22 protein-coding genes and 1 pseudogene are annotated in these 19,668 nt (G+C 36.1%); 19 read left to right on the top strand and 4 right to left on the bottom strand.

Going from position 1 to position 19,668, the window contains the following annotated elements; genetic code table 11:
* Window position 1: 1 nt before the first annotated feature.
* Window positions 2-1,258, bottom strand: coding sequence for an NAD(P)/FAD-dependent oxidoreductase (locus HND50_13825; GenBank protein NOG46314.1), 1,257 nt, complete (start codon window positions 1,256-1,258; stop codon window positions 2-4).
* 506 nt (window positions 1,259-1,764) lie between these two features.
* On the opposite strand from HND50_13825, the gene HND50_13820 reads away from it, so the two are divergent.
* From HND50_13820 to HND50_13805, 4 genes are all read left to right on the top strand, one after another.
* Entirely contained in the window at window positions 1,765-2,667 is a 903-nt protein-coding gene (locus HND50_13820; GenBank protein NOG46313.1) for an alpha/beta fold hydrolase, read from the top strand.
* A gap of 223 nt (window positions 2,668-2,890) precedes the next feature.
* Complete coding sequence (locus tag HND50_13815) at window positions 2,891-4,375, top strand: aminotransferase class V-fold PLP-dependent enzyme (protein NOG46312.1); 1,485 nt, start codon at window positions 2,891-2,893, stop codon at window positions 4,373-4,375.
* Window positions 4,376-4,693: 318 nt separating this feature from the next.
* Entirely contained in the window at window positions 4,694-4,957 is a 264-nt protein-coding gene (locus HND50_13810) for a hypothetical protein (protein ID NOG46311.1), read from the top strand.
* 32 nt (window positions 4,958-4,989) lie between these two features.
* The gene (locus HND50_13805; GenBank protein ID NOG46310.1) at window positions 4,990-5,451 is read left to right on the top strand and encodes a hypothetical protein; all 462 of its coding nucleotides are present in this window, start codon (window positions 4,990-4,992) and stop codon (window positions 5,449-5,451) included.
* Window positions 5,452-5,513: 62 nt separating this feature from the next.
* Here HND50_13805 and HND50_13800 read toward each other — a convergent pair whose 3' ends face one another.
* Window positions 5,514-5,720, bottom strand: coding sequence for a hypothetical protein (locus tag HND50_13800; GenBank protein ID NOG46309.1), 207 nt, complete (start codon window positions 5,718-5,720; stop codon window positions 5,514-5,516).
* A 37-nt stretch (window positions 5,721-5,757) separates the two neighbouring features.
* The gene (locus tag HND50_13795) at window positions 5,758-6,039 is read right to left on the bottom strand and encodes an RNA-binding protein (protein NOG46308.1); all 282 of its coding nucleotides are present in this window, start codon (window positions 6,037-6,039) and stop codon (window positions 5,758-5,760) included.
* Between the two features lie 216 nt (window positions 6,040-6,255).
* On the opposite strand from HND50_13795, the gene HND50_13790 reads away from it, so the two are divergent.
* The 15 genes and pseudogenes from HND50_13790 (at window position 6,256) to HND50_13720 (ending at window position 18,652) form a co-directional block, all read left to right on the top strand.
* Window positions 6,256-7,107, top strand: a complete 852-nt coding sequence (locus HND50_13790; protein ID NOG46307.1) for a hypothetical protein — start codon at window positions 6,256-6,258, stop codon at window positions 7,105-7,107.
* A gap of 65 nt (window positions 7,108-7,172) precedes the next feature.
* The gene (locus HND50_13785; protein NOG46306.1) at window positions 7,173-7,958 is read left to right on the top strand and encodes a 1-acyl-sn-glycerol-3-phosphate acyltransferase; all 786 of its coding nucleotides are present in this window, start codon (window positions 7,173-7,175) and stop codon (window positions 7,956-7,958) included.
* Between the two features lie 64 nt (window positions 7,959-8,022).
* Window positions 8,023-8,830, top strand: a pseudogene (locus HND50_13780) (class I SAM-dependent methyltransferase).
* 33 nt (window positions 8,831-8,863) lie between these two features.
* Window positions 8,864-9,409 (top strand): putative metal-dependent hydrolase, encoded by a 546-nt coding sequence (locus HND50_13775; GenBank protein ID NOG46305.1) that lies wholly within the window; start codon window positions 8,864-8,866, stop codon window positions 9,407-9,409.
* Between the two features lie 10 nt (window positions 9,410-9,419).
* Window positions 9,420-9,833 carry a hypothetical protein gene (locus HND50_13770; GenBank protein NOG46304.1) on the top strand — a complete coding sequence of 138 codons (414 nt, stop codon included), beginning with the start codon at window positions 9,420-9,422 and terminating at the stop codon, window positions 9,831-9,833.
* A gap of 27 nt (window positions 9,834-9,860) precedes the next feature.
* The gene (locus HND50_13765; GenBank protein NOG46303.1) at window positions 9,861-11,252 is read left to right on the top strand and encodes an aminopeptidase P family protein; all 1,392 of its coding nucleotides are present in this window, start codon (window positions 9,861-9,863) and stop codon (window positions 11,250-11,252) included.
* 4 nt (window positions 11,253-11,256) lie between these two features.
* The gene (locus HND50_13760) at window positions 11,257-12,219 is read left to right on the top strand and encodes an ornithine cyclodeaminase family protein (GenBank protein NOG46302.1); all 963 of its coding nucleotides are present in this window, start codon (window positions 11,257-11,259) and stop codon (window positions 12,217-12,219) included.
* Window positions 12,220-13,263, top strand: coding sequence for a proline racemase (locus HND50_13755; GenBank protein NOG46301.1), 1,044 nt, complete (start codon window positions 12,220-12,222; stop codon window positions 13,261-13,263).
* A 29-nt stretch (window positions 13,264-13,292) separates the two neighbouring features.
* The gene (locus tag HND50_13750) at window positions 13,293-14,930 is read left to right on the top strand and encodes a peptidase (protein ID NOG46300.1); all 1,638 of its coding nucleotides are present in this window, start codon (window positions 13,293-13,295) and stop codon (window positions 14,928-14,930) included.
* Window positions 14,931-14,966: 36 nt separating this feature from the next.
* Window positions 14,967-15,389: a GNAT family N-acetyltransferase gene (locus HND50_13745; protein NOG46299.1), complete on the top strand. Its 423-nt coding sequence runs from the start codon at window positions 14,967-14,969 to the stop codon at window positions 15,387-15,389.
* Complete coding sequence (locus HND50_13740) at window positions 15,386-16,357, top strand: MBL fold metallo-hydrolase (protein NOG46298.1); 972 nt, start codon at window positions 15,386-15,388, stop codon at window positions 16,355-16,357. The genes HND50_13745 and HND50_13740 overlap by 4 nt, the downstream gene beginning before the upstream one ends.
* Before the next feature lie 6 nt (window positions 16,358-16,363).
* Window positions 16,364-16,924 carry a GNAT family N-acetyltransferase gene (locus HND50_13735; protein NOG46297.1) on the top strand — a complete coding sequence of 187 codons (561 nt, stop codon included), beginning with the start codon at window positions 16,364-16,366 and terminating at the stop codon, window positions 16,922-16,924.
* The gene (locus HND50_13730) at window positions 16,914-17,291 is read left to right on the top strand and encodes a hypothetical protein (GenBank protein ID NOG46296.1); all 378 of its coding nucleotides are present in this window, start codon (window positions 16,914-16,916) and stop codon (window positions 17,289-17,291) included. Before HND50_13735 ends, HND50_13730 begins: the two co-directional genes overlap by 11 nt.
* 75 nt (window positions 17,292-17,366) lie before the next feature.
* Window positions 17,367-18,140: a hypothetical protein gene (locus tag HND50_13725; protein NOG46295.1), complete on the top strand. Its 774-nt coding sequence runs from the start codon at window positions 17,367-17,369 to the stop codon at window positions 18,138-18,140.
* Between the two features lie 95 nt (window positions 18,141-18,235).
* Window positions 18,236-18,652 (top strand): VOC family protein, encoded by a 417-nt coding sequence (locus HND50_13720; protein ID NOG46294.1) that lies wholly within the window; start codon window positions 18,236-18,238, stop codon window positions 18,650-18,652.
* Window positions 18,653-18,751: 99 nt separating this feature from the next.
* Here the strand turns inward: HND50_13720 and HND50_13715 are convergent, their stop codons facing one another.
* Window positions 18,752-19,654 carry a hypothetical protein gene (locus HND50_13715; GenBank protein NOG46293.1) on the bottom strand — a complete coding sequence of 301 codons (903 nt, stop codon included), beginning with the start codon at window positions 19,652-19,654 and terminating at the stop codon, window positions 18,752-18,754.
* Between the last annotated feature and the right edge of the window lie 14 nt (window positions 19,655-19,668).

Genomic DNA, 19,668 nt, shown 5'->3' with positions numbered 1-19,668 from the left:
TTCATTTTGTTATAGATGAGTGTCCGGCAAGCCACCCAGTTGAATATGCAATTTGCAAATTATAACCGCCTGTCTTGGCATCCACGTCAATCATTTCACCGGCAAAATAGAGATTTTTTATAATTTTGGATTCCATGGTTTTCTGGGATATTTCACTGGTTGGAATGCCGCCTGCTGTAATGATTGCCTCTTTAAAAGAACGGTGATGTGAAATTTTAAAAGGCAGATTTTTTAGTAAATGCCGGATTTGTTTTCGTTCTTTACCGGAAATCTGATGGCATTCTTTCTCCGAATCGATTCCCAAAAGCTCTATAAAAACCGGGATCATTTTTGAGGGCAACCAAAAACTGAAAATATTACCAATCTTCTTTTTGCCATGCTCATTCAAATCACGTTGTAAACGACGATCAAGTTTTTGTTCATCTAGCGCCGGCTTAAGATCAATGCTGACATCTACCCTGTTTTTCTTTTGAAGCTCATCAACTACAGTGCGGCTTAAAGTAAGGATAATCGGTCCCGACAATCCAAAATGCGTAAATATCATTTCACCAAATTCTTCAGCTATTTTTTTGTTTTCTACCCAAACAGATGCCCGCACATTTTTCAGATTAAGACCCTGAAGTTTTTGTGCAATGCCCCCTTCTGTTTCCAATGGTACCAATGCCGGCCGTGCTTTGACAATGGAGTGACCCACTCGCCTTGCCAACTCATAACCATCGCCATTGGAGCCTGTTGCCGGATAAGATTTGCCACCGGTTGCAATGATTATTTTTTCAGCCATAAGATTTTTACCATTGGCCTGAACCCCTCTGACAATATTATTTTCAACAAGCAGTTTTTCAACTTTTTCGCCGCATCGTATTTCCACTTTTAATTCGTTGACCCATTTTAATAATGCTTCCAAAACATCAGCCGCTTTATTGCTGGTTGGGAAATATCGGCCACCACGGCTTAAGCTGGATTCAACGCCATATCTGTGCAACAATGCCATAATATCATCGGAATAAAAATGCGAAAAAGCGTTACGTAGAAAACGGCCTTTGGGGTAGACATGTTTTATAAACTCGGTAATTGGTTTATTGTTGGTAATATTACAACGCCCTTTCCCGGTAATTAAAAGCTTACGCCCCTCAGAACGCATCTTTTCCAAAACCAACACTTTCGCACCTAATTCAGCTGCTCTTCCTGCAGACAGTAACCCGGCAGGGCCTGCGCCAACAACAATAAGATCAAAATTATTCATAAGAATTTTACACATGATTGCAAAAGGAGAATATAGCAAATTCGCTACAAACAAGGAAAGCCATTTGAGTAAAAACCATCCGTTTGAAAGATAGGACATAATTCGTAATCAAACGCGGTTTGCTTTTTAGAAAACCCAATTTAAATGGTTGAATCTACTAATTTTATATAGTATAGTTAAAGGGTGTGGGGAGATTGACTCACAATGGAAGTAAAAAACTCTAAACCGCATTTTGAAAGTGTATTAAAATGTCCCGAATCATAGTTTCAATTATTATTGTGGTTGAATTTAATAATAATACTCTTGCACATCGCAACTCACGTTTTAGACAGCTTAATCAGAAATGATATCGTAACAGTTTTCCCATTTGACCTTGACGGTGATAGCGATCTTGATATTATTTCTTCATCACTTATAGCAAATGAAATTATTGAGCTCTGATATTGTTGAATATTTCAAATCAAAAGGAAAAGGTGTCTACTTTTCTTGGGCAAGACCAACGTAAAAAATGAGGATATATCATGACTGGAAAATCAATTTTTGTAATTTTCTTTTTGTACTTAATTACCGGGTGTGTCACTCAAAAAGAAATTTCTGGCAAAATAGATATACCTAATTCGATTTTCGAGTATACAGCTGAGGGAAATGGGATACCATGTGTTGCTTTTACAGGTAGCGAGAATCTTGGGCATAGATTATATTCAGAGAAATTTCGAAATAAATTCTTATTAATCCACGCTGATCCAAGCCAATTAGATTCAACTATGGTAAGTACCTTAACTGTCGACATGATTTTAGATGACATAGAAAAGGTCCGTAAGGCACTTAATTTACCCCAAATAGCAGTTATTGGACACTCAATGTTTGGCACATTGCCTCTTGATTATGCATTGAAATACCCACAAAAAATTTCTTATTCAATTTCAACAGGATCAAAACCATCCAGAGCAAAGAAATACAAAGATATTATAAAGGATTACTGGGAAACAAATGCTTCAGATGAGAGGAAAGAGGTCTATACAAAAAACATGGAAGAATTTTCAAAGTTAAACATGAACAAACTTACTCCGACTCAAAAATTTGTTAAGTACTATACAGCAAATATCCCTAGATTTTGTTTTGATCTTCAATTCGATATGTCAGAATTTTGGGGAGATACAGAAATCAATATGGATTTTCTTGATCATTTTAGGAAAGAATTATCTACTTATGATAATTCTGCTAAATACAAAACAATAAGCACACCTGTCTTAGTCATATCTGGGCGTCATGATTATTCAGCTCCATATGTCCTGTGGGGCGAAATCAAAAATGAAAATCCTAGTTTAACTTTTCATGTATTTGATAATTCAGGACATAATCCAAGTATAGAAATACCAGAACAGTTCGATGATTTTGTGATTCAATGGCTTTACAGAAATTAAAATTAACCAAAGCTAGGGCCAACAACGGTTAACCACAAAACACCCGAATGTGCTGCAGAATTTTATTTTTTGTTCCTTCAAACAGATTGATGCAAATTAATATCCTAAATTGTATACCCGAAATAAAGTAACTCCGTTATTCCATAAATCATTACAAGGTTTTACAGGTCTGAAAGGACAGCCATAGTTTATGCCAAAAATACAAACCAAAGGAAATATTCAAATGACATATCTTAGAGAAAATCCAATTGAAATGAAGAGCGATGAATTCAAAAAAACAGGTGAGCAGTTAATTCATTCTATTTCTGACTTAATAAATAAAATTGGAGAAGGCCCTGTTACAAATGGTGAATCTCCAAAGCAACTACAAAACATTTTAGGATCATCACCCTTACCAGAAGAAGGCACTTCAGCCCAAGAACTGCTTTATAAAGCAACCGATTTGTTATTCAATCATTCGCTTTTTAATGGCCACCCGAAATTTCTTGGCTACATAACATCTTCTGCTGCTCCATTAGGCGCTCTTGCAGATTTGCTGGCAGCCTCTGTAAATCCCAATGTGGGAGCACAAATATTAAGCCCGATAGCAACTGAAATTGAAAAACAAACAATTCAGTGGCTTGCAGAATTTATTGGTGTTTCACCTTCTTATGGCGGTGTTTTGGTAAGTGGTGGAAACATGGCAAATTTCACCGCTTTTTTAGCTGCACGGACAGCCAAAGCCCCATCGAATTTTAAAGAAGATGGTTTCTCTGCTTCTGCAAAAATGACTATCTATTGTTCTAAAACCACACATACATGGATTGAAAAAGCAGCCATTTTATTTGGACACGGCACAAAATCTATACGCTGGATTGAAACTGACGAAAACAACAAAATGAATATAGATGCTTTAGAGAGTACAATTAAAAATGATTTAAAAGAAGGTGCCCAACCATTTATGATAGTTGGCACAGCCGGCGATGTTAGCACTGGCGTAGTGGATAATCTTTCTGCGATTGCTGCGGTTTGCAAAACCTACGATTTATGGTTTCATATTGATGGTGCTTATGGTATCCCAGCTGCAGTTATCCCTGAACTACGCTTTGTTTTTAGCGGTACCGAAGAGGCGGATTCTATTGCTCTTGATCCACACAAATGGTTGTATAGCCCTCTAGAAGCCGGTTGTACATTGGTTAAGAATCCCCAACATTTAATAGACACATACAGCTCAAATCCGGAATATTATAATTTTAGCAAAGACGAGGAAATCCCATCTCAAAACTTTTTTGAATTTGGGCTACAAAATTCCCGAGGTTTCAGGGCACTAAAAGTATGGCTCACTCTGCAACAAGCTGGTAAAAATGGTTACATTAAAATGATTAACGAAGATATAGAATTGGCAAAACTGTTGTTTGCCCTGGCGCTAAAACACCCTGAACTGGATGCTGTTACCCAAAACCTAAGTATCACAACTTTGAGATATATTCCTTTGGAGCAAACATTGGACAATACAAAAAAGGAAGAGTATCTAAATAAATTAAATGAAGCTTTACTTGATGAAACACAAAAGGCCGGTGAAATGTTTTTATCGAATGCAATCGTAAATGGAAAGTATTGTTTAAGGGCCTGCATCGTTAATTTCAGAACAACAGAAAAAGATATCGAAGAAATAATTGAAATAATCGTTAGAGAAGGACGAAAAACACATATCAAACTCTCTTCCTGAATTTATTTTCATAATTTGGAAAACAGAAATATTACAAATGATAATTAGATTAAACTTATTAACCCTAATAACTGTCTTGTCTGTTTAGGAATATCTTAAAGGTTCACTTGGTTTTCAATAGAAGAAAAAGGGAGTTCGGTTATTAAAAAATCAATCTTATATATTCTTGTACTTACAGCAGTAATTTATCTTTCATATGCCGAATTTAAAACGTCTGAAACAGAAAGAGCTGACTATACAAGTGCCATAAAACTGGATATTCCTCCCGGTTATAAAAATCTTTCTGCGTCTTTAAACCAAGATTCCATAGATGTTAATTTGGTTGCTGAATTATTTCTTAAAAATTTGGACATGGCGAAAGGCAAGCTTGGTGTCAAATATATTTCTGATGGAGGGGAAATAATTTATCTCCTAGATACTGAAGATAATTTTATCCGTAAATTCAAAACAAATATCTCCGGAACTATGTTACAATACACATGGCGTGGTGAGTTTAGGGAGCGTCTTAAATATGCAAGTGAGAATAATACTTTTAAACAATCGGGGTTGCCTGAAGTAGAAGTAAAAAACCTCTATCACTGAAACAGCACATAATAAATTTAATTAAGGGTGTTATGAAATATACCATTTATTTGTTAAGCCTTGTTTTATTTTCATCCTGCCAAAGTATCAATTCCGAATCTAAACTTTCCTTTTCAAATAATCTTGTAGGCCATTGGAAGGCTGCTGCATTTTCCGGAGAATTACATGAAAAGTGGAAGGTCACAAAAGATGGCTGGATTTTGCAGGAAGGGCATTATATTGAAAACAATGATACCACCTACAGCGCTAAAACTAAAATTGAAAAAATTGGGAAAGATTTAATTCTGTTCAGCGTAATTAAAAATTCTAATCCCAAAATATTTAAGGCAACACTGGACAACGCTGATTCAATAATTTTTGAGAATTCTGATTATAAAAATCCCCATAAAGTAAAATATGAATTTCTGGGAAACAGTAATTATCGGAGAACCATCACAGGAGTTGAAGAAGGCAGCCTGGTAACTTACCAATTTGATTTTGAAAGAATTAATTGAACTATCTTTACTATATCTATCATCCTAAATTGGAACTGCCCGAAAGAGGAAACCGAAAGGTGTTATTTCATATTAACAAGAAGTTCACTAAGCATAGTTTTAGCAATTTCATCCATCGTTTTTGTATTACTGGAATCAATTAGTTTTGAGGTTCGCTTTACCCCCGCATAAGAAACGCTTAATTGTTTATTCCCTTCGGTTTCCGTCAACCAGTATAATCCTGAATAATTTTGATTATCTACTGTAACAAATATCTTATTAATATCCATAATCTCTCCTAAAAATATAACACTATTAATAACTTTTTCAGCTACGACCTGAACCCCATTGGAAACTATTAGATTTTTTGCGTTCTGCCGCCTCATTCACAATTAATTGATTTCCATCAAGTTTGCTTTGGTTCATTTTTTTGATTGCCTCAATCGCTTCCGGTTTTGCTGGCATTTCTACAAAACCAAATCCGCGGTTTTCATGTGTGTGTTTATCTCTAATCAGTTTAACCTCACCTACCTGCCCAAAAACCGCAAAAGCAGCCCGGATAGATTCTTCCTTTGTCGTTTTTGAAATATTACCAACATATATATTCATTTTAGCTCCTAATAGTTCTTCTACTAAAAAAATACATAATAAAGCTTGCTGTTCCTATTATTAATTCATTTGTAAATATTCTATCTTTTAGCCACTTTTATAATAAGTGATATTGCACTACTTTAGCACTTTATTGCTTTGTTAACTTATCTGGTTCATAAATAATTTGTCATGAAAAAATGTTTATTTCCCATTGTGCTTGTGTTGGCTCTTTTAGTGCATAAACAAACAGAGGCTCATCCAACCGGTAATTTAATAATGGCCGGGGACAAAGTTTTATGGTCTTATGTTTATCCCATAGAAGATAAAGGGCATTATGCCTGCGTGATGATGTGGGATAAAAATTCTCAAAATAAACCAAAACCGCTCATTGTTTCTGAATTTAACGCCAGTGATTTTATGCTTTATGCCAATGATACCATTCTTTATATAATTGAAAGACGCTTCATTCAATCTGCTGATAAATATAAATTTCGAATTTTAAAATCGAACCAGGGTACACAACCCACAGAAATCTGGCCATGGCAGAATGATAAAATGCGAATTGGTGAAGGCGGTTTTAGAATGAACTCGGATAATGAGATTGTTTTTTGCAGATACCCAAATATTTATATCAAAAAAAAAGAAGGACAGACAAAACCTTATTTTGAATTTGCTGAACCCATAAAAAAAATTCGGGCAATCGGAAAGAACAAATTTTTATTAATCTCCGATAACCAAGTCTGGCTGACAGATAGCAGTGGAGATATTTTGCAAAATTGGAACAATTTAACAGAAAATGTAGAGGGCGAGATTGCCCTTAACCGTAACATGATTTTTGATGCGGATTGGCAAAAAGGCAAATTATTAATTGCCTATTGGGGCAAAAGATCTTTTGAGATTATTGGAGAAAATGGAAAGAGGAAAGTAATAAAACAGTATTCAAAACCGTGGGTGCCACATTGGGTTGCTTTTGATAATAGCCAAAAATTTTTATTTTCATCAAAAATGGAATTTAATGGAAATAATCCTGAACCAGAGTTGCTATTATTTAAAAATGAACCAATAGAAATTTGGACAAAACAATAAATTGGGATTAATTATTTCTAAAAGATAAAATTGAATAGAATAACCCGCCTTTCCTACATTTAACAATGCCAAACAATTATATCACTACAAAGAATTATCACACCCCAGGAAATCAACCAAGAGCATTCCTTGATAAAATGTCAATGGGTACATCAGCTTATTTTGCAATTCGTTTTATCAGCAAGTTGCTTGGAAACAGGCGCCTGGCCGTTGCAAATAATTTTGATACCCAAATGTGGGCAACCCGCTCCATGGATATTTTTAAGCTAACCGAAATGTGCGGTGCGCGTTACCATCTTGAAGGTCTTGATAATATAAATAAAACCAGCGAGCCGGTGGTATTTATAGGCAACCATATGGGTATGCTGGAAACAATGATCTTTCCCGGATTAATCGCCTCCCGTCGTGAAGTCACTTTTGTGGTTAAAGACAGCCTCGTATCGCACCCATTATTTGGGCCGGTTATGCGTGCACGCAAGCCGATTACTGTAGAACGCAAAGACCCAATGGCTGACTTTAAAAAAGTTATGAGCGATGGTGTAAAAAACCTGAGTGAAAATATTTCAGTAGTCGTTTTTCCTCAAAGCCAACGCAAAGTGGAGTTTATCCCGGCTGAGTTTAATTCCCTGGGAATCAAATTGGCAAAAAAAGCAAAAGTACCTGTTGTCCCTGTGGCTATCAAAACTGACTTCTGGAAAAATGGAAAATGGTTTAAAGACATTGGCCACCTGGATCGCAAGCTGCCCATTTACATTAATTTTGGTGAACCCTTTATTGTTGAGGGTCCCGGAAAAACAGAACATCAAAATGTAATCGATTTTATTAAAGATAATTTGAATAAATGGACATAATCTTCGCCAAGGAAAAAACCTATTGTGTAAGATAATACCCACAAGGTTTTTTGAGTAATTAACAATGACAAAAATCGACTACTTTGAAATCAATAAAAAGTCATGGAATACACGAACTGATTTTCACTATAATTCAAAGTTTTATGACAACGACAAATTTATTGAAGGGCAATCTTCCTTAAATGAAATTGAATTAAAATTACTGGGTGATATAAAAGGAAAATCTATACTTCACCTTCAATGTCATTTTGGGCAAGATACAGATTTCTCTTGGAAGGCTTGGTGCAAATGTAACAGGCGTGGATTTTTCTGAAAAGGCAATTGAAAAAGCCAAAGAACTTGCCTCCACTTCAGAAGTAAATGCAGATTTTATTTGTTGCAATATTTATAACTTACCTAAAAATTTAAATAAAAAATTTGATATAATATTTACAAGTTATGGCGTAATTGGCTGGTTGCCCAACCTAAACAAATGGGCAGGAATTATTTCACATTTTTCTAAGCCTGCGGGCAAATTCGCTTTAGTTGAATTCCACCCTTTTCTTTGGATTTATAACAATGATTTTACAAAAATCAAATATCGCTATTTTAATTCCGGACCAATTATTGAAGCCGAATCAGGAACCTATGCTGAAAAAAACGCACCAATAAACTTTGAAACTGTTGAGTGGAACCACAGCTTTGGTGAGGTTATAAACAGTCTGATCAAAAATAATTTTGAGATTAGTGCACTGGAAGAATTTGATTACAGCCCCTATAACTGTTTTGATAATATGATTGAATATGCGCCTAAGAAATTTCGAATAGAACATTTGGGTAATAAAATTCCAATGATCTATTCTATTGCTGCCAGCAAAAAACCAAATCCGTAAAATACATTAGTGTAGTTCAAAATGAGGTAATAGATGACTAATTTTGATCTTAGAAAACTTCAATATCCGATCGGGGAATTTAATAAACCTGACGTGATTGATGAACTAATCATAAAAAAATGGATTGCAGATATTGAGAATTTTCCGGACAATGTTGAATCATTAACAACTGATTTAAATGTTGATCAACTCAACTGGAAATACAGACCTGGTGGGTGGACGATTAAACAAGTTGTTCATCACTGTTCGGATAGCCACATTAACAGTATCATCCGTTTTAAACTTGCCCTTACTGAAGACCAACCTCAAATACGCCCTTACTTTGAAAACCGCTGGGCTGAATTGCACGATTCATTAGACAATGACATTTCTGACTCTCTTGCTTTGCTTAAGGCCCTCCACAGCAAATGGGCAAAATTATTGAAAAGTCTATCAAATATTGAATTGGACAGAAAATTTATTCACCCGGAACATGTAAATGCTATTTCTTTAAAAGAGAATATTGGCCTTTATGCTTGGCATTGTAACCATCATTTGCAGCATATCAGGCAAGCTTTAAAACATAAAAACAGTTTTTAGATTAGTAATAATGAATGACCAACTTGTTAGGCCTGAACATAAGATTCGAATTATTATTGGCATCATAATTTCCTTAACCATTGCAGCAGTTCACGCTTTTAGAATTGGCAGTTACCTGGATGGAGATTTATATATTCTGTATTATAGTTATGCTTCTGATATAATTATTCCGTTTGGGTTCTATTTTCTTTTAGTAATCAGTGAAACGGAAGTGCGCTTTCTTCAAAGATGGTTTATTAAAGCTTTTATCGTTTTTGGTGCGGCTACATTTACAGAAATTATGCAGGCTTTTGATTATTATTTTCTGGGCGTCACATATGATCCGGTAGATATTTTGATGTTTGCCATTGGCACACTGACTGCAGTATTTTTTGATAAATTCATTTTTGAAAGATTCTTACCAAATTGGAAAATTGAATCCTGATAATAATTTTCAACATAAGGAAATATCATGTTTAAAAAAGAAACCTATAAAAGCAGGCGTGCCCAATTAAAAAATCAATTTCATTCTGGCCTTCTCCTATTTTTGGGAAATGATGAAAGCCCGATGAACTATGCTGATAATACATTTCATTTCAGACAGGACAGTACTTTTCTATATTATTTTGGATTGGACAACCCGGGCTTGGTGGGTTTAATAGATTTAGATAACGATAAAGAAATTATCTTTGGGGATGATTTAACCATCGACGATGTAGTTTGGATGGGTTCACAACCTTCAATTATGGAACGCAGCGAAAAAGTTGGGATCTCCAAAACCGGCTCGCTAAACGAAATGTATGATTTTTTACAACAGGCGCTTACCAAAAACAGAAAAATTCACTTTTTACCTGCATATAGAGCAGAGCACCAAATAAAGCTTTTTAACTGGCTAAAAATCCCGGTAAATGAAACAAATAATAATGCTTCTATTGATTTAATTGTTGCAGTTGCTGAGCAGCGAAATATTAAATCTGCTGAAGAAATTGAACAGATTGAACAGGCAGTTTCCGTTACAGCTGATATGCATTTCGCGGCCATGCGCTTTGCAAAACCGGGGATGACTGAAGCACAGGTTGCAGCAAAGGTTCATGAGGTTGCTTTGGCAGACGGTGGGAATCTCTCTTTTCCAATCATCGCAACAATCAACGGACAAACCCTGCATAACCATTATCATGGAAATACTATTAAGGATGGCGATCTATTTTTACTGGATGCCGGAGCAGAAAACGAACTACATTATGCAGGTGATATGTCCAGCACTTTTCCGGTTTCGGCAAAGTTTACTGAGCGGCAAAAAGAGATCTACCAAATTGCCCTTGATGCACACAATGCAGCCATCAATGCTTTGAAACCAGGAATTGATTTTAAGGAAATTCATTTTACCGCGTCGCGCCACATTTTTAACGGATTAAAGGAAATGGGTTATACAAAAGGAGATACTGAAGAAGCAATTAACGCCGGCGCACATGCACTTTTCCTGCCATGTGGCACAGGACATTTAATGGGGTTGGATGTCCACGATATGGAAAATCTTGGAGAACAATATGTTGGTTATGCCGGTCAACAAAAGAGTACACTTTTTGGATTAAAGTCACTTAGGCTGGGACGAGAAATAAAACCCGGATATGTTTTTACTATCGAACCCGGGATATATTTTATTCCCGAACTTATTGACCTTTGGAAATCTAAAAAGAAGTTCACAGAATTTATTAATTATGAAAAAGTTGAAGAATACAAAGATTTTGGCGGTACACGTAACGAAGAAAATCTTGTGATTACCAAGGACGGATACAAAATACTTGGCAAACCTTTAGCCAAATCTATTGAAGATGTAGAAGCTGAACGCGCGAAAGCATTTTAAATACATGTTAATTATAAACGAACAAGACATTGAAAGTGCTGTTGCTCCACTGGAACTTGTTGGTGCAATTGAAAAAGCATACTTGATTCAGGATAAAAAAAGCACCCAAATTCCTGACAGGATGCACATTAATTCTGCTGGAAATACTTTGCTTGTAATGCCGGGGTTTATTGAATCTGCTTTTGGTACAAAACTGGTTTCATTGTTTCCTGAAAACAAAAAACTAAATAAACCGGTTTTAAGCGGAGTAATGATTCTTAATGATTCGCAAACTGGCGAGCCACTTGCTTTAATAAATGGGGCTAAGTTAACAGCAATGAGAACCGGCGCTGTTGGAGCAACTGCGGTTAAACATCTTTCCCAAAATTCTGCAAAAACATTTGGCATTATTGGTGCAGGTGTTCAGGCTTATCATCAGGCGCTTATTGTTGGCCACGTACAACCTTTTCAAAAACTTTTAGTTTGCGATAAAGAATGGCAAAAGGCAGAGCAGCTAAAAAACAAACTGGACTCAAAACTTGAAAATATTAAAATAGAATATACTGTTGATCCGGACAAACTGGTTTTAAATTCCGATGTAATTATCACTACCACAACATCCAACACACCTGTTTTTGATGCCGATGTAAAAAATCTCAAAAATAAAACTTTTATCGGGATTGGATCTTACAAACCGGATATGCAGGAATTTCCTTTGCAATTATTTGGAACTGTGGAGAAGGTTTATGTAGACACTCCTTTTGCAAAAGAAGAATGTGGAGATTTAAAAATCCCTATCGAACGCGGGATACTGAAAGAACATAATGTTCTCTCATTTTCTGCATTATTGACAAAAAAACAATCGCTAAATAAAACCTCAATTCGGCTATTTAAATCTGTAGGAATGTCTCTTTTTGACTTAACAGTGGCCGAGTTAATTTTTAATAATGCAAAAGAAAAAAATCTTGGAACAGAGGTACAAATATAAATGAAATCCATTCTGAAAAATTGGAAGTGGCAACCACCGAAAGATTGGCTGACAATTAAAACTATTGATCTTCATACAGGTGGCGAACCTCTTCGTGTTTATACGGATGGCCTGCCTGAGATCAAAGGTAAGACTATTCTTGAGAAAAGACGTTTTTTTCGGGATAACTATGATTATATCCGCACCGGAACTATGTTTGAGCCACGCGGACATGCAGATATGTACGGAGCTGTAATCACTGAGCCCACAACTGACGATGCCGATTTTGGAACTTTCTTTTTGCATAATGAAGGTTACAGCACCATGTGCGGCCACGCCATCATCGCCTTAACAAAACTTGTTTTTGATACCGGGATAATTAAAAAAGAAGCTGACGAACCTGAGTTAATTATCAATGCCCCGCCGGGGAAAATTTATGCCAAAGCTCTTCGCAAAAATGGAATTGTTCAAAAAGTATCTTTTAAAAATGTACCCTCATTCCTTTATCTGAAAAATAAGGAAATCGATGTTCCCGGGATCGGGCCGGTTCAATTTGACGTGGCTTTTGGAGGTGCTTTTTATGCCTTCTGTGATGCCGATAAATTGGGTCTTAAAATGGATGAATCGGATTATAACAAATTGATTGAATTCGGGCGAAGAATAAAACACGCTGTCATGGAAAATTTTGAAATCAAACACCCATTTGAAGAAGATTTAAGTTTTCTTTACGGCACCATTTTTACAGGGAAAGCATTTAATCCCAAAAACCATAGCCGAAATGTTTGTATATTTGCAGAGGGCGAAGTCGACCGATCTGCAACAGGATCCGGAGTTAGCGCCCGGGCCGCATTACATCATGCAAAAAGTGAATTAGCCCAAAATGAAAAAATAACCATTGAAAGTATTCTTGGGACAACCATGGATGTTCGGGTTTTAGAAACGACCAAATTTGGTCCGCACAAAGCTATTATACCGGAGGTTTCCGGGACAGCTTTTATCACGGGGCAAAATGAATTTTATTTCGATCCGGCTGATCCGTTAAAGAATGGATTCATATTTAGATAAATATTTAGAAATGCCCTGAAAGGAAAATCATGTTAAAAAAGATATTATTAATTCTGATCGTTTTGTTATTAGGATACCAGACTAACCTGTTTGCATGCACAATAATAGTTGTTGGTAAAAAAGCTTCGGCAGATGGTTCTAACATTATTTCACACACGGATACAGGCCAGGATTCGAGAATTTTTGTAGTTCCGGCAATGACATTTAAGCCGGGAGAAAAAGCAGCCGTTTATTGGGGCATTCAGGATGCAGACAGGCCTTTACATGATGATGGAGAAATCCTGGGATATACCCCTCAGGTAGAAAAAACCTACAAATATTTTCAATCAGCATACTCACATTTAAACGAATTTCAACTTGGGATCGGTGAAAGCACGACGGCCCAGCGCAAAGAGCTAATATGCACCCGCGAAAATGGCAAACAAATAATGACCATCGAGCAAGCTCAGATTTTTGCCTTGCAACGGCATAAAAAAGCAAAAGAAGCTGTGCAGTTTATTGGTGATTTAATGATGACTTACGGCTTTTTGCCATCAAGTGGTGATGGATCTGAAACGTTGGTAATTGCCGATACGGATGAAATTTGGGTTTTTGAAGTTTTTGGTGTTGGACCGGGCTGGACACCGGAAAGTGGAAAACCGGGAGCCATTTGGGCAGCTCAACGCGTACCTGATGACAAAGCAACCATGATTCCAAACTGGAGCATCATCAAAGAAATAAATGAGGAAGACACAGATAATTTTTTGGTTTCTAAAAATTATAAGCAGGAAGCCATTGACCGCGGCTGGTACGATCCTGCATCCGGAAAACCATTTATCTGGCAGGAAGCTTATACTCCCCTTCCTGTTGAATATGCCACCGGTAGGTTTTGGCTTTTTCATCAAAGATTTGCTCCAAATTACAGAGAATGGCCTGATCGTTTTATTAAAGATGATCCATACAAAAGCCTTAAACCTTATTATCAAATAGTTGAACCGGTTTCAATTTATCCCTTTGCTGTTAAGCCAGAAAAAAAGATCTCCGCCCATGATGTAATTGCATTTCAGCGTTCAACTTTTGAAGGTACTATATATGATATGACCTCCGATCCGCACTGGTTGGTCCCGGCCGACAGCGGGAAATATGTTAAAAGCCCTTTGGCAACACCGTTTCCCGGTAGCGACTTGCGAAAATTATTAAAACTCACCTATCGTCGCCCTGTTGCCAGGCATCGCGGGCATTACGGAATGGTGCTTCAACTGCGCGGTTGGCTGCCAAACGAAATTGGCGGTGTTTACTGGGTTTATCTGGATAATCCATATTTTAGTCCCTATGTACCAATTTACTCCGGAAATCTTTCAGTAGCAGAAACATACAATATTTATGACCCGGAAAAGTATGATGAACGGTCAGCTCGCTGGGCAATTGATTTTGTTGATAACCTTGCCAATTTAAAATTTCAGAATATTGCTGAAGATGTTCGTGCTGCACGAAATCCCTTTGAGAAAAAAATAATCGATGGTCAGCAAAAGATTGAAGAAGAGGCCATGAAGCTATATAAAAAAAATCCTAAGGAAGCACAGAAATTCTTAACAAACTATTCCAACGGATTAATGAATGATGTTACTAAAATGTATCTCAATTTGCGTGATCAAATAATTACAAATTACAGCAACAACCACGAATAAAATATAGGTTTTGAGATCAAAATTAATGATGCCAAAGTGGGCGATTTAGAAGTTCTAAATGCTATAAGTATTGAATCGAAAATGCATTGGGGCTATCCAAAAGAGTGGATCGAGAAATGGGTCGATGATTTAACCCTGACCGAAAATGATTTTGCAGATCAAAAAATTTTTAAACTTGAAAAAGACAAAGCCATTATTGGCTGGTGCTCAATCCAGGAAAATGAAACAAGTTATGAAGTAATGAATTTGTGGGTAAAACCAGATTTTATTGGCTCAGGATATGGGAAAATTTTACTACATGAATCTCTAAAAAAAGTAGCTTCTAAGAAGAAATCCATAATCGTTGAAGCTGATCCAAATGCAGAGGCGTTTTATGCCAGCCAGGGATTTGTTACCTACGACAAAATAGAGAGTTATCCCAAAGACAGCTTTTTACCTTTAATGAGAAAAGAACAATGAGCAGCACAATTTTAAAATTCTTAGTTATAATTTCTTTATTTCTATTTTCATGCAAAGAAAAATCAAATCCACAAACAGAGCACGACCAAAACCCGACAATAGAAGAAACATCATTAATTATTTTGGGCACAGTGCAAGATGCAGGCGCACCACACATTGCTTGTTCAAAAGATTGCTGCCGTGGTTTGTTTAAAAATCCTGATCCGGATAAAAAAGTAGTCTCCCTTGGAGTGATCGATCCTCAAAATAAAAAAAGCTACATCTTTGAAGCCACTCCAGATTTTCCTGAACAGATGAAGATGTTAAAAAATCTTTCCACTTTTTCCACAAAAGAAACACCGGATGGTATTTTTCTGACTCATGCACATATCGGGCATTATACGGGTTTAATGTATCTTGGCAGAGAAGCAATGAACGCAAATGACGTTCCAGTTTATGCCATGCCTAAAATGAAATCTTTTCTGGAGCATAATGGGCCCTGGAGCCAACTGGTTAACATCAAAAATATTTCTATTCATGAAATTCAAAACCGGAAGGAAATAAGCTTAACACCAAACTTAAATGTTGTACCGTTTTTGGTGCCACACCGCGATGAATACTCTGAAACTGCTGGATTTAAAATTAGCGGGCCTAATAAAAAAGCATTATTTATTCCGGATATAGACAAATGGGAAAAATGGGACAGCGAAATTATTGCAGAAATTGCCAAAGTAGACTACGCCTTTTTAGATGCTTCCTTTTTTGATGGAGAAGAAATAAACAATCGTGACATTTCTGAGATTCCACACCCGTTTATAATTGAAAGTATGAACAAGTTTGAAAATTTGTCTGCCCGTGAGAAGAGCAAAATTTATTTTATCCACTTTAACCACACAAATCCGGTATTAAATTTAAAAAGCACACAGGCAAAACAAGTTATTTCAAATGGATTTAACATTGCCAAAATAAATGACATTTTTGGTCTGTAATTTTTAATGGACAAATTTAAATTTACACCTTTCCCAAACCTTAATTCACCGCGTCTGGCTTTGAGAGCATTGCAAATATCTGATGCTTCTCAGATATTTCTAATCAGGTCAGATTCTTCAGTGAATAAATATTTGGACAGGCCTGCTCAAAAAAGTAATAAAGAAGCTGAATCATTTATTTCAAAAATAAATCTTGGTGTAAAAAACAACGATTGCGTTTATTGGGCTATCTCAAAAAAAGACAACCCAAAATTGATTGGCACAATTTGTTTGTGGAATTTTGCTTCTGACAAAAATAGTGCAGAGGTTGGTTATGAATTACTTCCGGATTTTCAGGGTCAAGGAATAATGAATGAAGCCCTGAAGTCGGTAATTGAATTTGGATTTAATGAAGTTGGCTTGGATTTTATTGATGCCTATTCTCACTCTCAGAATATCCCCTCCAAAAAATTATTAGAAAAAAATAACTTTGTGCAAAATCTTGCCAAAACTGAAACAAGTAATATAAATACAATTGTTTTTACTTTATTTAACCAGAACCGAACAGGAACAAACAATGCTAAATAGACTGATTTCCGAGTGCCCAAAATTTGTAGACCTAACAAACACAGATCATCTTGAGTTGGTAAAATCGACCGTAGATTCTTTGCTAATGAATTATTCTGAACTAACAAAAATAATTGAAATTGAAAAAGAACTTATTGCTAAAAATGACACGTCATTAATTTTTATTCTGTTGGCATTGAAAATTGCTAAATCCAAACTGATGGTTGCAGAAATAAAAGAACCTGTAAAAATTTCTGTTGTTTTTGCTGTATACAAAGAACACAAGCGTATTTTAGAAAAAAGTGAACATCCACACGGTGAAGATTTTCTAAGGAAAAAAGTTACTCAGTTAGAATACCTTTTTAATGATTTGCCAAATTTCCAATAGGAATTAATAATTGTAGATGATGGATGTCCGGAAAACAGCGGTAAAATTGCACAAGATATTGTGGATAATGATCAATTGAATGACAAAGTGAAAGTCCTGTTTCTCGAAGAGGCAATCGAACAAAAACTGCCTATAATTAAACCCCTATCATCGACCAGCGAGAGTCAGAAAGGCGGCTCCATTATTTATGGAATGGACTATGCGGCCAGACAAAGTAGCTCAAAAAATCACATCATTATTTTCACAGATGCTGACCTATCAACACATTTAGGCCAGGTTGGTTTGTTAATTAACCCGATTTTAAATCAAAACAAATCTGTTGCGATTGGATCACGGCGTGAGGAAGATTCTGTTGTTATTAAAGCAGGTAAACGAAATGATCGGGGGAAGCTGTTCATTTATTTGTGGAAAAGATTAATCCCAAATCTTGGTAAAATTATTGATACTCAGTGTGGTTTTAAAGCCTTCAAAAAAGATATGGCCTCCACAATAATCGACAATATAATCGAGAAGAAATTTGCCTTTGATATTGAACTGCTGCTAAAATCGGAAATGGAAAAAAGTAATTCGATTGAAAAAGTGGCCATTGCCTGGATTGATAGCGAAGCCGCTTCTACCACTTCTGATTTACAACCCTATTTGCCGATGCTCAAATCTATTGTAAAAATGCAGAGAAAATATTTCCCGGATAATATACAAGCTGAGAAATTTGCCAACTTTATTGATGGACTTGACGATTCCAGTTTTGATAAGCTTTTAAATAATATTCCGGCTGGAATTCTTGAGAGAGAACCTTTGGAATATAGCACATATGATGGCGTTTCTGTTTCGGATTTAATTAAAGAATAATTTATTCTCGATAGCATTTGTTACATTGAAATAATTTTCCAGAATACGTGTTATAACCCTATAACAAAAACTTATAATCAACTTTGGAAAATTTTATGAGTAATCAAGAATCAAATCCATTCGAAGGTTCTGAGCTTACAACAATATTAGTAGTTTCTGATTTGGCCAAATCCAAGAAATTTTATATTGATCAGTTGGGAGGAAATCTTTTCAGGGAATATGGCGGAAGCTCTGTAGTTTTGGAGTTATTAAAGCATTGGATTTTATTAGTAACTGCCGGCGAACCGACCAAAGACAAGCCGGATATTTATTATAAACCTCCTTATGACAAAAACAGTGTCAGCCACTCTTTTACAATCCGGGTAAAAGATTGCCAAAAATCTTACCAAATTCTAAAATCAAAAGGTGTTTCATTCGTTACTCCGCCTTATAATTGGGGTGCCGAAACGCGTTGTTTTTTCCAGGACCCTGATGGTCATTTATTTGAGATAAGTGAATATAGAGAAGGATAAGAACATAAAAAAAGGCGGCCAATGCCGCCTAATTTAAAAGCTGTCATTCCTGAATTCTTTTATCAGGAATCTGAAGCTTGATAGAAGTATCAATAAAAACTACTTATATAAATCCACCAATTCCTGCAATTTTTCAAACAGCTCCGTTTTATAATTCTCCGATGATGGATCAGCGCTATAAGTCGCATCCAACAATTGAATTGTAACCAGACAATCATCAAAAAGCTTTGCTGCATATTGGCTAAGAGCAATATTTAGTAGAATATCATTTTTATCAATTCCGCTATCATATCGAAAAATAAAATCGGTTGACTTATTCAATGTTTCGCGGCCATAGTCAATCGCATTATTGTAATTTTCCATGATTGCATATTCAAGCAAACTCAGTCCGGCAATTGCATCCACATTTGATGGATTTAATCCACGACTGGTTTTCAGGTCATTGTAACCATATTCATTTTGCTCATCGCCTAAGCGCATTCGGCTAAAACCCAAACCCATGTATGCATCCGAAAGTGAGGCCGTTGCATTTTTTGCTATCACTAATCGAAAGTGTGACTCTGCCAAGGCATAATCATCTGACTGGAAATAATTAACAGCTCGGTTCATCGCTTCTGATGCAGCAATTGAGCTGATACTAACCGTAAAAACATCATCACGAAAAACGGCTCCGCTTCTGTTTCGGATTGTAATTTGCGTACTCCCGGTCTGGCCAGGATTTAAAGTCAAAGTTAATATCCTGTTTTCTATAACAGCCTGCAATAATGTGGGATTTGTGTTTCCATATACTTCATTTTCAGGAAGAACATTAGGATCATTTTTAATCGTGTAAACATCATCCAGAATATAACTGTAAACACCAACACCTTCTTCGGCAACAATGTTTTCAATATGCCCCTGGATATTACGAATATCATTGCTGCTGATAACCGTTTTCTTACATCCAAAAGCTAAAACTATTAGCGTAAATAAGAAGAAAAATTTTATTGTTTGCTTTTTCATTTTTAGTCTCCTTC

This window comes from Calditrichota bacterium (assembly GCA_013112635.1).
Classification (GTDB): Bacteria; Calditrichota; Calditrichia; order Calditrichales; family J004; genus JABFGF01.
The sequence above is the reverse complement of the archived record's forward strand: the minus strand, read 5'-3'. Positions and strand labels throughout refer to the sequence as shown.